At 60.5% G+C, this 14,209-nt stretch carries 11 protein-coding genes; 1 reads left to right on the top strand and 10 read right to left on the bottom strand.

What is annotated here, in order from left to right; genetic code table 11:
- Position 1 precedes the first annotated feature (1 nt).
- Positions 2-1,648, bottom strand: coding sequence for an ABC transporter substrate-binding protein (locus tag ACGG9J_RS07350; protein WP_390134953.1), 1,647 nt, complete (start codon positions 1,646-1,648; stop codon positions 2-4).
- Positions 1,649-1,792: 144 nt separating this feature from the next.
- Here ACGG9J_RS07350 and ACGG9J_RS07345 point away from each other — a divergent pair, with 144 nt between their 5' ends.
- Positions 1,793-2,590 carry a type III pantothenate kinase gene (locus ACGG9J_RS07345; RefSeq protein WP_390134951.1) on the top strand — a complete coding sequence of 266 codons (798 nt, stop codon included), beginning with the start codon at positions 1,793-1,795 and terminating at the stop codon, positions 2,588-2,590.
- Here ACGG9J_RS07345 and ACGG9J_RS07340 read toward each other — a convergent pair.
- The 9 genes from ACGG9J_RS07340 to ftsX all read right to left on the bottom strand — a co-directional run bounded on the left by ACGG9J_RS07340 (position 2,547) and on the right by ftsX (position 13,650).
- Entirely contained in the window at positions 2,547-4,649 is a 2,103-nt protein-coding gene (locus tag ACGG9J_RS07340; RefSeq protein WP_390134949.1) for a beta-galactosidase, read from the bottom strand. The two genes, ACGG9J_RS07345 and ACGG9J_RS07340, sit on opposite strands and share 44 nt — an antisense overlap.
- A gap of 111 nt (positions 4,650-4,760) precedes the next feature.
- Positions 4,761-5,537, bottom strand: a complete 777-nt coding sequence (locus tag ACGG9J_RS07335; protein WP_390134947.1) for a pseudouridine synthase — start codon at positions 5,535-5,537, stop codon at positions 4,761-4,763.
- Positions 5,538-5,546: 9 nt separating this feature from the next.
- A complete protein-coding gene (glmS, locus tag ACGG9J_RS07330) occupies positions 5,547-7,439 on the bottom strand; it encodes a glutamine--fructose-6-phosphate transaminase (isomerizing) (protein ID WP_390135345.1) in 1,893 nt (630 codons plus the stop codon).
- Between the two features lie 87 nt (positions 7,440-7,526).
- Positions 7,527-8,339: an amino acid ABC transporter ATP-binding protein gene (locus tag ACGG9J_RS07325; protein ID WP_390134945.1), complete on the bottom strand. Its 813-nt coding sequence runs from the start codon at positions 8,337-8,339 to the stop codon at positions 7,527-7,529.
- 16 nt (positions 8,340-8,355) lie between these two features.
- Positions 8,356-9,330: an amino acid ABC transporter permease gene (locus tag ACGG9J_RS07320; RefSeq protein WP_390134943.1), complete on the bottom strand. Its 975-nt coding sequence runs from the start codon at positions 9,328-9,330 to the stop codon at positions 8,356-8,358.
- 109 nt (positions 9,331-9,439) lie between these two features.
- Positions 9,440-10,378, bottom strand: coding sequence for an ABC transporter substrate-binding protein (locus ACGG9J_RS07315; protein ID WP_390134941.1), 939 nt, complete (start codon positions 10,376-10,378; stop codon positions 9,440-9,442).
- Between the two features lie 289 nt (positions 10,379-10,667).
- The gene (gene smpB / locus ACGG9J_RS07310; RefSeq protein WP_390134939.1) at positions 10,668-11,144 is read right to left on the bottom strand and encodes an SsrA-binding protein SmpB; all 477 of its coding nucleotides are present in this window, start codon (positions 11,142-11,144) and stop codon (positions 10,668-10,670) included.
- Positions 11,145-11,236: 92 nt separating this feature from the next.
- Positions 11,237-12,640, bottom strand: coding sequence for a CHAP domain-containing protein (locus ACGG9J_RS07305; RefSeq protein ID WP_390134937.1), 1,404 nt, complete (start codon positions 12,638-12,640; stop codon positions 11,237-11,239).
- An 86-nt stretch (positions 12,641-12,726) separates the two neighbouring features.
- Positions 12,727-13,650: a permease-like cell division protein FtsX gene (gene ftsX, locus ACGG9J_RS07300; protein WP_390134935.1), complete on the bottom strand. Its 924-nt coding sequence runs from the start codon at positions 13,648-13,650 to the stop codon at positions 12,727-12,729.
- Between the last annotated feature and the right edge of the window lie 559 nt (positions 13,651-14,209).

Here is a 14,209-nt window from a genome sequence, read left to right as displayed (position 1 = left end):
GTCACCCCCGCCTGTAGGTCACACCGGACAAGGGCATGAGGGACTGGTTCAGATCGACCGGGAAGCCCCCCAACCCCTTCCGCCAGGCCGTGGTAACCCGGTAGTTGAAGAGCCAGTCCGCCGCTGCGTCCTTGCTGACGATTCGGGCGGCCTGGGCTAGGAGCCTGTTGGAGTCATCAGCGGAGGTCGTGGCCATGGCCTGACGGTAAAGCTCCTGGACCTGACGATTGTCATAGTTGTAGTAGTAGCCGGGGTTGGCCCACTGGTGGAAGTCATGGCTCTCGCCATGATCCACCAAAGACAGGTCATAGTCCTTGTTGGCATGCACGTCCTGGAGCCAGACCGAAAACTCCACCACCCGCACATCCAGGTCGATGCCCACCTGACGCAGCTGCGAGCGCAGCTGATCGCCCAGTTCGCTGCCATAGGTGTTGGCATAGGTCAGTCGTAGCTTGAGCCGGTGTTCGGGACCATACCCGGCCTGGGCCAGAAGCCGCCGCGCCTGCTCCGGATTATAGGGATAGAGCCCGGTCAGATCCTGATAGCCGGGATCCAGGGAGGGTATGGGCCCGCCCAGGGCCCTGTCCGATCCGCCTCGGGAGGCGATCAGCTGACGATGGTCGATGGCATGGCGGATGGCCTGCCGCACACGCGGGTCGGATGTAGCGGCACCCTTGCTGTTCATGGCCAGGACATACTTGTCGGTATCGTCGCCCGCCTTGACCTGGAAGTCGGAGCTGTTACGGAAGGGGCTGGCCAGGTTCTCGGTGACCGGAGCCAGCACCTGCACATCCCCGCTACGCAGGGCGTTGACGGCGGCGTTGTCATCATTGAGGTAACGGATGACGATGGTTGGCGTCTTAGGCTTGTCACTGCCCCAGTAGTGTGGATCGGCCTTGAGCGTTACCGAGTCGTTTGGCCGGAAGCTTGCCAGCATGTATGGGCCGGATCCCACGGCCTGGGTCTTCATGTCGTAATGAGCCCGCCGGTCAAAGACCAGACCGGCCCGCCCGCTCAGTTGCCAGAGCAGATCCTGGTAGGGTCTGGACAACGTCAGGCGCACCGTCAGCGGATCCGTAGCCTCCACACCCTGGAAACCCTCCAGCATCTCGCTGCCTTGATAGTGGCCTGCCATGAGCTCGCGAATGGAGTCGACCACGTCCTGGGCCCGAAGAGCATGGCCGTTGGAGAAGCGGATGCCCTCATGCAGGTGGAAGGTGTAGACCAGACCGTCCTCGGAGATATTCCAGGTTTTTGCCAGCCCTGGGCGCACCCGATTCCTAGAATCTCGTGACACCAGACCCTGATAGACATTGCCGATCAGGAGCTGATCCAGCGCCGTACCCGACTGGTTGTGGATGTCCAGATTGGTAGGAGCCAGCTTGAGCCCCACCGTGACCGTATCCGCCACGCTCCCGCCCTCGGCTTGACCAGCGGCTCCACGATGCCCTGTCCACAGGGAGAGGGCCAAAGCCAGTGCCAGCAGGAGACTGAGCAGCTTCCAGGGCAGGGTGTTGCCGCCGGACTTCATGGGTCTGATCCTGGCGTTGAGTTCAGGGTCAGTGCTGGGGCCTGGCTCCTGGGTCACGTCTGTATCTTCTGCGGTCACGCTGTCATGGGCATGCGTGCCGTGTCGATCTGCATTCATTGACGAATCCTTATGCTGTGGTTGACCGCCATTCTGGTCGATCACCGCCCACCAGCATACTCCCTGAAGCCATCACCAGGGCTATGCGCTTAGGATGGATTCGGAAAGCGCCACGCGCCCGGACAACGGCAGGGAGGAAGAGACATGCTGCTGGCCATCGACATCGGCAACACCAACATCGAGGTCGGATTCATGGAGGGCGACCAGGTCGCCGCCTCCTACCGGCTGACCACAAGGATTGATCACACGGCCGATGAGTTCGGGCTTCTGCTGGGGCAGCTCATGGCCCTGGCAGGCTACAAGACTGCGGATGTGCAGGATGCCATCATCTCCTCAGTGGCTCCTGCGGTCATGCACGCCGTCAGATCCTGCCTGATCCGTTTCTTTTCCATCGACCCCATGGTGGTGGGCCCTGGTGTGAAGACGGGCATGAACATCCGTCTGGACGACCCGCGTTCCCTGGGTGCCGACTGCCTGGCTGACTGCGTGGGCGCCTTCCACCGCTACGGAGGGCCGGTATTGGTCATCGACTTCGGCACGGCCACCACCTTCAACTATGTGGATGACAGGGGCGCCATTCGCTCAGGCCTGATCGTGCCGGGTATCCGTTCAGGGGCCCAGGCCCTTGCCGGTCAGACCGCCCAACTTCCCCAGGTGGAGATCACCCGCCCGCAGACCATCATGGCCACGGGCACCAGGACGGCCATGCAGGCCGGACTCTACTACAACTTCCTTGGCGGCTTGGAAAGGATCATTCGCCAGTTCCGCAACGAGATCGGCCGAGACTTCCACGTAGTGGCCACAGGCGGCATGGGGCGTACCTTCTCACAGGACACCAACCTGATCGAGGTCTACGATCCCGAGCTGATCTTCACCGGCATGTACAGGATTCACCAGCTCAATGCCGATGGGCGACAACACGCTGCACCAGCGCGCCATTGACCTGCAGACTGGCCTGCTTTCCACCCGCGTCGACGCCAGCCAAGGAACCCACCAAGGCCTGTCCCTCCAGCTGAACCTGCACCGGATGCTTGGTCCGGTTGAACAGAAAGACGAAGCGCGTCCTGCCATCCCCGCTGATTCTCTCGATTCTCAGCAGTTCAGGATCAGCTTGGGCCGACCTCATATCGGCGATATCCAGCGCCTCCAGCAGAGAAGGAAGGACCTTGGCCAGATCCTGGGCATCCAGACGGCAACCCAGGTAGGCGGCCTTGCCATGACCCCAGTCATGAACGGTCATGGCTGGCATGCCATCCAAGCCTGTCCAAGAATCCGCCCTGTAACTTGCCAGGATCTTGGTGCCCTTGTCCAGACTGCCGATGACATCGGCCCAATCGTGCGCCGTAACCCCATTGGTCAGATCCAGATGGTCCGGCAGACCGGGCACACCGGGAGCCATGGGTCCGAATTCCTCGACCGACAGACCCAGCATGTCCCGAAGCGGCCCCGGATATCCTCCTGTCCAGACACGGTCCTGCTCGTCGGCGATCCCGCTTCCCCAAGTGACGATCAGCCGTCCTCCCCCATCTACATACTTGTGCAGCCGTTTGGAAAGATCGGCGTCGATCAGGTAGAGAGCCGGAAGGACCACCAGCGGATACTCCTCCCAGTTGGCTCTGACTGGCAGGACATCAGGTCGGATTGCGTTGTCCAGGAAAGCTCGGTACCAGACCGGCGGCTCCTGGCCATGCTCGACCCGATCGCTGGGCGAGGCTGTATGGGAGCTGGCCCACTGGCTTGCGTAGTCGAAGACCAGAGCCAATGGAGCCCTGGCCAGTGTGCTGCCGGCCATACCGGCCTGCGAGAGCCCCTGCAGATCCTTTCCCAACTGGCAGACGTCACGAAAGACGGCCGTGTCCTCGCCAGCATGAGGCAGCATGGCTGAATGGAACTTTTCCGCGCCAGCGCGGGACTGCCTCCACTGGAAGTAGCAGATGGCATCAGCCCCCAATGCCAGATGGGCCAGGGAATCGCGCTCCAGCTGCCCAGGCTCCTTGCGGGGATTGACCGCCCGCCAGTTGACCGCAGATGTGGCTTGTTCCATAAGCCACCAAGGACGCCGACGGGCAATGGCATCCACCAGGCTGGAAGAATAGGCCAGCTCCTCCAGATGATCCCTGCCCGGCGTCGCATAGTGGTCGTTGGATACAAAGTCCACCTGGTCGCCCCAGTCGTCGTAGTCCAGAGCGAACCCCTCAGCGCTGACCATGAAATTAGTGGTCAGCGGAATATCAGGGGTGACCTCCGCCAAAGTGTCGCGCTCGGCCATGTAGAAATCCTTGAGGGCATCCGAGCTGAACCGCTCGAAATCCAGCATGCGGCCCGGATTCTGAAAATTCCCCTGGCCGATGAAACGCGGAGGCAGAATCTGCGAGAAGTCGCTCAGCCTCTGTGACCAGAAATCCGTGCCCCAGGCGCGGTTTACGGCCTCGATGTCCTTGTACCGGCGGCGGCACCAGCGCTGGAAAGCCCTCATGGCATCGTCGGAATAATCGAAGCGATTGTGGCATCCATACTCATTGCCCACGTGCCATGCCACCAAATAAGGGTTGTCCCGGTAGTGCTCGGCCATGGCACGGCAGAGCTTCAAGGCATAGGAACGGAAGACCGGCGAGGTTGGCCGCCAGTGCTGCCGTGCCCCGGGCCAGACGGTATCGCCGCGCTCGTCCCTGAGCAGGACTTCGGGATGGGCCTGGGTCAGCCACAATGGAGGCGAGGCCGTAGCCGAGGCCAGGTTGACTCCGATGCCCGCCCGGCCAAGCTTGTCGATGATCCGGTCCAGCCAATCAAAATCGAAAACCCCCTGGCTGGGTTCTATGCGTGACCAGGAGAAGACCGCCAGGGCTACCACGTTGACTCCAGCCTTGGTCATGAGTCTGATGTCCTCATCCCATACGTCTTCAGGCCACTGATCTGGATTGTAGTCGCATCCGTACCAGAGGGACTGCTGACCCTTGAGATGCTTGGGCCATCGATAGGGCCGCCGTGTCGGTTTGCTCATGGGATAGAACCTCCTGGTCCGTCTTGATCCTCGGACGGGGATGCCTGCCGCGTCCACGTCGTCCCGCGGCTCCGGAATCCCCTGACCATTATGTCCCACCAGGGTGACTGTTCAGACTTCTCCTTGAGGATTCAAGGGAACAGAGGAGACGAAGGAGCGCATAGCTCCTGTGAAAGGATCAGTGAATTCCAGACGTCGAGCCACCAATTGCAGTGGCCTGGAGAAGTCGTCATAGGCCCGGGTCTGAATCCTGGGGTAGAGATCGTCGCCTGCTATGGGCAGACCCAGGGCGTTCATATGCACCCGAAGCTGATGGGTCTTGCCTGTCTGCGGATAGAGCGTGTAGGTGGCCAGGCATCCCCGGGAATCCGCCACTACAGGACCTTGGCCCACCGTCAGCTCGACCCGGGTTACGGCATTGACGGGCCCACGCTCCTCCCAGGCTTGGAGAACCCCTCGGCGTTTGATCACCCTGGAACGGCGCTCCAGCGGGAAGATCCGTGGCGGGCTCAGATGCCGCACAGTGCCAGTCCTCGCACGAATTGGTGGTCTTACTGGCGCCAGACACTGGTAAACCTTGCGCACGCGATGCTCCTGGAAAAGCATCTGGTAGGCCCGCCTGGCAGACGGATCTCGCACCAGGACCAGCACGCCTGCGGTGGCTCTGTCAAGCCTGTGGGCGGGTATGATGTCGGGCTCTCCGTACAGCTGGCGCATTCGGATCAGCACCGTGCCCGCGTACCACATCCCTCTAGGCGTGGTGGCCAGGAAGTGGGGCTTGTCGACCACAATGACGCGCCGGTCCTCGTAGATGACTTTGGGCTCGAAAGGGATCTGCGGTTCCTCCAGAACGATCCGATGCCCCCGCTGTCCAGACCCGACGACCATGGACAGCCCCTATTCCACAGTGACCGACTTGGCTAGGTTACGGGGCTTGTCCACGTCCAAGCCCTTGAGCTGGGCCATGTCCAGGGCGAACAACTGCAGAGGCACTACATCCACCAGAGGGCTGAGCAAGGTCGGGCAGGGCGGCCGCCAAAAGACTACATCGGCATAACGATCGGCATCAGGATCGCCCTCCTCAGCCACAACGATGGTGAAGGCGCCGCGGGCCTTGACTTCGTCGATGGCGGAGATGACCTTGTCGTGCAGCACATTGCGGCCCCGGGCGCTGGGGACGATGACCACCACGGGCTCTCCCGGCTCCACCAGGGCGATGGGGCCGTGCTTCAACTCACCCGCAGCAAACCCCTCGGTAAAGATATAGGCGATCTCCTTGAGCTTGAGGGCTCCCTCCAAGGCCACCGGATAGCCCACGTGCCGCCCCAGGAAGAGGAAGGAGCGCGCATTGGACATGCGCTGGGCCGTCTGCTTGATGACCTCGGCCTGTCCGTCCAGTACCTTCTGGATCTTGGCTGGCATGGCCTTGAGGCTGTCGATGGTCTGGTGGATCTCGTCTCGATACATGGTCCCCTTGACCTGGGCCAGGTAAAGCCCCAGCAGGTAGGCTGCCACGATCTGCGCCAGGAAGGCCTTGGTGGAGGCCACAGCCACTTCGGGACCGGCGTGGGTGTAAAGCACGGCGTCGGACTCCCTGGGAATGGTCGACCCCTGGGTGTTGCAGATGGCCAGAACCCGAGAACCCTGCTCGCGTGCATGCCGAAGCGCCATCAGCGTGTCCATGGTCTCCCCGGACTGGGAAATGGCCACAACCAGCGTGCGCGGGGTCAGTATGGGATCACGGTACCGGAACTCATGGGCCAGCTCGACCTCGACAGGAATGCGGACCCAGTGCTCAATGGCGTATTTGGCCACCAGCCCCGCGTAGGAGGCCGTCCCGCAGGCCACAACGATGATCTTGTCGATCTGGCGGAAGACCTCCTCATCGATGTGGACCTCGTCCAGATCCAGGTCGCCCGACTCGTCATACCGGCCCAACAGCGTGTTGGAGACCGCCGCAGGGTCCTCGTGGATCTCCTTGTCCATGAAGGAATCCCATCCGCCCTTTTCGGCGGCAGAGGCATCCCAATCGATGGTGTAGCGGCGCGGATGCCCCACCGGATGCCCCTGAAAGTCGGTGACCGTAACCTGGTCCCCGCTGATGCAGACGGCCTGGTCCTGCCCCAGCTCCATGGCCTGGCGGGTATATGCCACGAAGGCCGCCACATCGGAGCCCAGGTAGTTCTCTCCGTCCCCCAGACCGACCACCAACGGCGAATCATGTCGGATGCCCACCACCAGGTCGGGCTGCCGTGAGTCCACCGCCAGGATGGTGAAAGCTCCTTTGAGCATGCGAGCCAACCGCCTGATGGCCTCGAAGATGTCTGACTGGCCAGTGGCATCGATGATCTCCTGGGCGATCTTCCCCAGAAGCTTGGCAGCCACTTCAGTGTCCGTGGAGGACACGAAAGTATACCCTTCGGTCTCCAGGTCCAAACGCAGTCTGGATGCGTTCTCGATGATCCCATTGTGGATCAGCGCGACCTTGCCGTCGCGGCTGGTGTGGGGATGAGCGTTGACATCAGTGGGCTCGCCATTGGTGGCCCAGCGGGTGTGCCCGATGCCCACCGTGGCCCCAGGCATGGGCTTGGCCTTCAGATCAGCAGCCAGATTGTCCAGGCGCCCCGCCTTCTTACGCACGGCCACCTGCGCCATCCCCGGGGCGGCCAGGGCTACTCCGGCCGAGTCATAGCCTCGATACTCCAAACGTTCGAGACCCTTGAGGCAGACCTCCAAGGGCCTGCCGCAGGCCGTCCGTACTGACCCTGCATAACCGACGATTCCGCACATGGGCCCCAGTCTAGCCACGGGAGTCCGCGCGGTGCCTGTCCCGAATGCTTCTTGCCGGAATTTCTACAACCTGAACAGAGCCTGAGCCTAGAGCACGGTATGCAGGAATTCGGCAAACCTCTCGGTGTGAGGATGGTCAATAATATCCGGGCCTCCCTGCTCCATCACGACGCCCTGGTCCATGAAGACGATCTGCTCGGCTACCTCGCGCGCGAAGCCCATCTCATGGGTGACCACCACCATGGTCATGCCCTGTTGGGCAACCTGCCGCATGACCCCTAAAACCTCCCCGACCAGCTCCGGATCCAGGGCTGAGGTGGGCTCGTCAAAGAGCATGATGTCGGGGTGCATGGCCAGGGCTCTGGCGATGGCCACACGCTGCTGCTGGCCGCCGGAGAGCTGGGCAGGATAGTAGTCCATCCTGTTCTCCAGACCCACGCGTTCCAGCTGGGCCTGAGCCTCCTGACGGGCATCGTTCTTGGGAACCAGGCCCACATGGACCGGCGCCTCCATGACATTCTCCAGAGCGGTCATATGAGGGAAGAGGTTGAAACGCTGAAAGACCATGCCTATTTTGGATCGCTGTCTGGCAATGGCCCTGTCATCCAGGGTCTGCAGCACCTGGCCCTTGCCGGTATCGATCTTCCGGTATCCAGTAAGCTCGCCGTCCACATAGATCTCGCCTGCTGTGCGGGTCTCCAGCTGGTTGATCAGCCGCAGCAGGGTCGACTTGCCTGAGCCAGAAGGCCCCAGGATGGCGGTTACCGTGCCGGGCATGACCTCCAAGTTGATCCCCCGCAGCACATGTTGATCGCCGAATACCTTGTGGACATTCCTGATGGCTATGGCCGGATCCTTGCCGCCTTGACCGTCTTTCTTGATCTGCCTTTCCTCGTCCATGATTCTCCTCCTGCGCTCAGGCATTCAGCCCGGCCATCATGACCTTGTTGACCTTGTCAGCCTCCTGACGGGTCTGCGGGTCCTCGCCATCCTTGCTGTCCTTGGTCCCCGGCCCGGCCATGGGCCGCGAGTCGAAGCCCTTGCCATAGTGCTTCTCCAGCTGGGCTTGGAGGACCATCAGAACCGAGGTGATGACCAGGTACCAGATGCAGGCCACAATCAGCAACGGGATGGTTTTGTAGATGCGGTTGGCGATGGCGTTGGTGGCGAACTGGAGCTCCAGAGTGAAGGGCACGGCAAGAGCCAGGGATGTCGTCTTGAGCATGCCGATGGTCTCATTGCCGGTAGGCGGCACGATGATGCGCATGGCTTGAGGCAGGACGATCCGCCGCATGATCATGGATGGCGGCATTCCCAGAGCCTTGGCGGCCTCCTCCTGGCCAGGGTCCACAGCCTCGATGCCGGCACGGACGATTTCGGAAAGGTAGGCAGCCTCATTCAGTCCCAGGCCCAGAACCGTGGCCACGGTAGCGTTGAGCACGGTTTTGGTATCGACGCTCCAGAACTCGGGCCCGAAAGGAATGCCAATGGCCAGCTTAGGTATCAGCACGGAGAGCAGGCCCCAGAAGACCAGCTGGGTATATACAGGAGTGCCGCGGAAGAACCAGATGAAGAACCAGCTGACCCAGCGCAGAACCGGATTGGAGGACTTACGCATGACCGCCAGGATGATGGCCAGGATCGTGGCCAGGACCATGGCGTAGACGGTCAGAAGGAGGGTCCACTTGATGCCGTCCAGGACATGCTCATTGAAGAGGTACTTCCAGACCGTGGGCCAATCAAAATTGGGATTGGTCACCATGCCATGGATCAGCATGGCTACGAAGATGGCCACGATGACGGCAGCCACGATCGGCCCCGGCTTACGCACCGGTCTGGCCTGTATTCTGCCGGGGATCTGAACCGGGTCCGTCCCCTTCTTGCTATGCATCTCCTGCTTCCTTCCGTACCGCTGAACCCATTCAGGCCCAGCCTATCCAACCGGACCAACCGCTTAAAACGCGGGCCGGTTATTGCTCCGACCCGCGTCTGGACCTGATTCAGTCAGAGACTGCAGGGTTGATCTCGGCTTTTTCGACTGCTCCGCTCTGAACGCCCCAGTTCTTGAGAATCTTGGCGTAGGTGCCGTCATCGATCAGTTTCTGAAGAGCCGCCTGGGTGGCCTCAGCCATGCCGCTGCCCTTCTTCAGAGCGGCGCCTTGCAGGACGATGTCGGTATCCTTGCCCAGCTTCTCCAGCTGGCCATCGGTCTGCTTGATGGCATATCCGGTCACCTGCGAGTCGGCATAGAAGACATCGATCTTGCCGTTGACCACTGCCGTGGCGGCATCGGTCTGCTGCTTGTAGGACTGGACATCCACCGGCTTCTTGCCCTTGGCCTTGCACTCGGCTGAGATCTTGTCGGTCGCCTGCTGTTCTTCGATAGTGCCCGTCTGCACGCCGACCTTGACGCCGCAAATATCGTCAGGATTGATCTTGGAGGGGTTGCCCTTCTTGACGGCAAAGGCCGTGCCCGCCTTGAAAGTGGTAACGAAGTCGACAGACTGCATCCGCTCCTTGGTGATGGTGAAGCTGGAGATGCCCGCGTCATACTTGCTGCCTATGGCTGGAATGATGGTATCAAAGGAGGCGCTGACCATCTCTCCTTTGAGCCCCATTACCTTGGCAATGGCATTTGACAGGTCCACATCGTAGCCGATGGGGGTCTTCCCATCCTCATTCATGAACTCGCCAGGTGCATATGAGGTCTCCATGCCTACGGTCAGCTTCCCGTCCTTGGAAACCGACTCGGGCACCTTGGCCGCGATGGCCGGATCCTTCTTGATGCCGCTGACGTCAAAAGCCGCTGGATGGGAGCTGGTGGTCGCCTTGCCCGACGCACTGTTGCTGTCAGCTTCGTCGGTGGTTCCGCAGGCCCCAATGGATGCCAGCAGGGTGACACTCAGAGCCGCCGCCAGCACCGCCTTGATCTTGCCCATGTCTTCTCCTCTTCCGGACCGCCGCTGAGCGGACCCCTCATTGCTCTTGATCGACATGCACTATTATGCACACATTTGTATTTTTATGCACATATATAAAAGTTAACTCGCTTTTGCAGACTATCTATCTCGGTGATTTTCGGCTCAATTGCAAGCCAAAGACGCCATCTGAGACTGTTTACTGCCAGCAGCTCACGGCGTGTCGAATCTGCATAGAGCAGGAAGGCATCAGCAGACGACGATCAGTTTTCAGCAGGCTTATGCGAAGCAGGAATCGCTTGAGTGAAGCTCAGCCCCGTCTGTTCCGGTAGCGCATGGCCCTCTGGGCCTCGCGACGATCCTGTTCCTCCCTCAGGGACTGGCGCTTGTCATACTCGCGCTTGCCTCGCGCCACGGCAATCTCGACCTTGACTCTGCCGTCCTTGAAGTACAGGCTCAAGGGGACGATCGTGTACCCCTTGGCCTGAATCTGCCGTTCCAAACGAACGATCTGCTTGGCGTGGAGAAGCAGCTTGCGCTTGCGCTTTGGAGCATGATTGTTCCAAGTGCCATTGAGGTATTCAGGGATATTGGCGTTCTCCAGCCAGACCTCGTGCCGCCGGTCGATGCTGACAAACGACTCGGCCAGGGAAGCCCGCCCTTCGCGCAGTGACTTGACCTCAGTCCCGGTCAGGGCTATGCCGGCCTCGTACCGATCCTCGATCTGGTAGTCATGACGGGCCCTGCGATTCTGGGCGATCAAGGTTGTGCCGGTTTCCTTAGCCATAATATCCTCCTCCGGATCGCGCCAAGGAGGCTACCTGGCACTCCGGACAGCGATAGTAACGTTCCAAGCGGCGGACCTGGCCCGCAACGGCATCAGTAATGAACGTATTGGTAGTTGCCGGCCCCATAGACCGTCTCATAAGTCGGGAAGGAGGCGAAGCCGGTGCCTCCTTCGGAGATGAGCACCGATCCATCTGCATTGACCCGCTCGACCACAGCCACATGGCCATAGGTCCAGTCAGCGTTCCAATTCGTAACTCGCTGGCCGCGGGCGAAGACCATGGCAGCACCGACATGTGGGGTGTTGTTGACCAAATAGCCCAGGCCACGTGCATTGCCTGCCCACTCAGCCCCGTTGCCCATATAGGACCCCACAGGCAAAGCCAGCTGCGAACGGCGTATATAGGCCCAAAGCGTGCATTGCCGGGCAGGGTAAGCACTGCCTACTGAATTGCCAGTGTTATGGCCATAACAGAACCCTGAGCCCTCAGGACAGCTGCCAGGCACTGCATAATTCATGCCGGAGGCACCGCCACCTCCGTTGCCGCCACCGCCATTGTTGCTTGGCGGGATAGGCTGTGGAGCCGGTGACTGACCGGAGCCGCCACCACTGCTGATCTGCTGGGCTCCTCCGGCATGCGGGTCGGCGCTGCCGCCTGGATTGCCGGTATTCAGAGAGTCGATCATGGATTCGGTGGCCACGATTTCTGCAGCTTCACGGGCCGACTGCGTAGTCAGGGCAGCCTTTTGGCTCTCCAGCTGCTTGCGGGCTGCGGTGCCCTGGTCACGCAAGGCCTGCAGGTGGTCTTGTTTGGCCTGCGCCGCATCCAAAGCCTGCTGGGCTGCAGCCTGTTGCTGATCAGCCTTGGCCTTCAGGGTGCTGATCTGCTCCTCGATGGCCTCCAAGCGCTGCTTACGGTTCATAGAGGAGTTGAGGGTATTCGCTGCATCGTTGGCCGTATTGGCCTCGGACCTGGTTACAGCCGCATCGGACTGCATCTTGTCCACGAAATCCTGGGTGTTTGAAGACTTGGTTACCACGTCCATGATCTGAGAAGTCTCAGACCCGTGAAAGCTCTTTCTGGCCATCTGCGCCACGCCAGCCTTGGCATCGTCATAGTCAATGCCGGTCTGGCGTATCTTGGCCTCCAGATCTGCACGATCCTTGCGGGCAGCCTGCAGCCGGTCATTGGTGGCCTGGACCAAGCTGTCGGCCTGCTCCGCCTGCTGCTGGGCTTCTATGGCGCTCTGCTGCGCAGCTGGAATCTGGTTAGAAGTCAGATCGTCCAGGCTGAGTATCTGGTTGGCCAGCTGAGTGCTGACACCAGCCAGCTTGCTCTTCAGAGCCGCGTGGCTCTGAACTTTCTGCTGGTAGCTGCTCCAGTCGGCTCGCGCCGGTTGAGGCGCTGCGGTCAGTCCGAAGATCCCGCCGCCCAGCAGCATGGCCAGCGATCCTACGAGACCGCAGACAGCATCCCACCGTTTGGTACGATTCATGATCAAGTCCTCACTATCCCTTATTCATGCTAGTCAACATTATGACAGAGATTGTCCCCCCGGATCGATTCGCCCTCCGCCACGGATCAGGCCCTCAGATAACGCCGCAGGGAGATGGAGGAAGCCAGAGCAGACAAGAGCATGGCCCCCAAAATCAGCGCCGGAGCCATGAGCAGGACCGTGGACTGATCCACATAGGGCATCCATTGGACCGTGCGGGCCAGCCAGTCCGTGATGAACAGCTTGACGATGGCGCTCAGGGCTCCCACAGCCAGGAGCGAACCCAATAGAGAGGCCACCACGCCCTCCAAGATGAAAGGCAGCCGGATGGTCCAGTTGGAGGCCCCCACCAGCCTCATGATCTCGGTCTCATTTCTACGGGAGGCAGCACTCATTCTGATTGTGGTACCAGTAAGCAGAATCGCCACGACCACCATGACCACAGCCAGAACCAGAGTAACCGCTGTGGCCCTGTTGAGGATTTTGAATACCGGGTCGAATATCTGACGCTGATCGGAGACCTCCTCTACCCCATCACGTCCGGACAGCACCTCGGATACCACCTGGTATTTGGTCGGATCCTTGAGCTTGAGCCGCAGGGAGCCCTGCATGTCCGCTGCGGTCATGGTTCTTCCCTCGTATGTGCCATCCGGGTACTGCTTAAGGAAGGTGTTCTTGAAGAAGTCCTCCCGGCTTTGGTAGGTGATTTTGGCCACGGAGTCGCGCAGCTCGTTATTGATGGTATTTTCCAGTTTGACAATCTCGTCATTGGTAGGCGCCTTGCCGGTAGCGCATGAGGCCGCCTGGCTGGTTCCATCGGGGCAAAGCCAGACCACCACTTCCACTTGGTCGTACCAGTCTCCTTTGGCTTTGCTGATCTGAGCCTGCATAAGGCCCGATGCGCCAATGAAAAGGAAGGATATGAAGGTGACCAGCATGACCGAAAGGATCATGGACCCGTTGCGGCGGAGGTTGTCCCAGGTGCTGGAAAGGATGAACCGCAGTCTCATTGTGCCGCCTTCTTCATGTCGTGATGCTCATCCTGAGTTCGCGTGTCATTCTCCCCTTGGCGCTTTTGGGATGTCTTGAACGATTCGGGTGGAGCGGGAGGCGTCGGCGGCGCACCCATGGATTCGTCGCCGTCGTGCTTCAACTGGCCTATACCCTTGACGGATTCGCCGGTTGGTTCGACTGAGCCGGATCCATCGGACCACGAAGGCTGATCGGGCCTCTGAAATCGTTGTTTGCGATCAGCTGTCTCAGCGGAGAGGTTCTTCGACAATTGGCGGTTCTTGGCCTTGTCATCCTTCTTGGACTGACCATCGCCGCTGTGTTTGCCGCCTTGGTCACTGTCGCTATTGAGATCATCATGCGAAGGTCCCCTGCGGCCACTGCCTTGTTTCCTGTCCCGCTCCTGACTGCTCGAATCTTCTGCCTGCTGATTTTGAGGCCCGCTTCCAGAGGGCAATCCAGGCTCAGCAGCATCCGGACCAGGGGTGGACTTCCGGGATTTTCGGGGATCCGCACGCTCTGTCCGGGCGTGATTCGCGGACTCATCGCGATCAGTTC

Source organism: Bifidobacterium apicola, from assembly GCF_042846865.1.
GTDB classification, from domain to species: Bacteria; Actinomycetota; Actinomycetes; order Actinomycetales; family Bifidobacteriaceae; genus Bombiscardovia; species Bombiscardovia apicola.
The sequence above is the reverse complement of the archived record's forward strand: the minus strand, read 5'-3'. Positions and strand labels throughout refer to the sequence as shown.

Bases quoted from the DNA above. Each gene is read 5' to 3' on its own strand.
- ACGG9J_RS07350 (WP_390134953.1), bottom strand. From the start codon at position 1,648: ATGAATGCAGATCGACACGGCACGCATGCCCATGACAGCGTGACCGCA.
- ACGG9J_RS07345 (WP_390134951.1), top strand. From the start codon at position 1,793: ATGCTGCTGGCCATCGACATCGGCAACACCAACATCGAGGTCGGATTC.
- ACGG9J_RS07340 (WP_390134949.1), bottom strand. From the start codon at position 4,649: ATGAGCAAACCGACACGGCGGCCCTATCGATGGCCCAAGCATCTCAAG.
- ACGG9J_RS07335 (WP_390134947.1), bottom strand. From the start codon at position 5,537: ATGGTCGTCGGGTCTGGACAGCGGGGGCATCGGATCGTTCTGGAGGAA.
- glmS (WP_390135345.1), bottom strand. From the start codon at position 7,439: ATGTGCGGAATCGTCGGTTATGCAGGGTCAGTACGGACGGCCTGCGGC.
- ACGG9J_RS07325 (WP_390134945.1), bottom strand. From the start codon at position 8,339: ATGGACGAGGAAAGGCAGATCAAGAAAGACGGTCAAGGCGGCAAGGAT.
- ACGG9J_RS07320 (WP_390134943.1), bottom strand. From the start codon at position 9,330: ATGCATAGCAAGAAGGGGACGGACCCGGTTCAGATCCCCGGCAGAATA.
- ACGG9J_RS07315 (WP_390134941.1), bottom strand. From the start codon at position 10,378: ATGGGCAAGATCAAGGCGGTGCTGGCGGCGGCTCTGAGTGTCACCCTG.
- smpB (WP_390134939.1), bottom strand. From the start codon at position 11,144: ATGGCTAAGGAAACCGGCACAACCTTGATCGCCCAGAATCGCAGGGCC.
- ACGG9J_RS07305 (WP_390134937.1), bottom strand. From the start codon at position 12,640: ATGAATCGTACCAAACGGTGGGATGCTGTCTGCGGTCTCGTAGGATCG.
- ftsX (WP_390134935.1), bottom strand. From the start codon at position 13,650: ATGAGACTGCGGTTCATCCTTTCCAGCACCTGGGACAACCTCCGCCGC.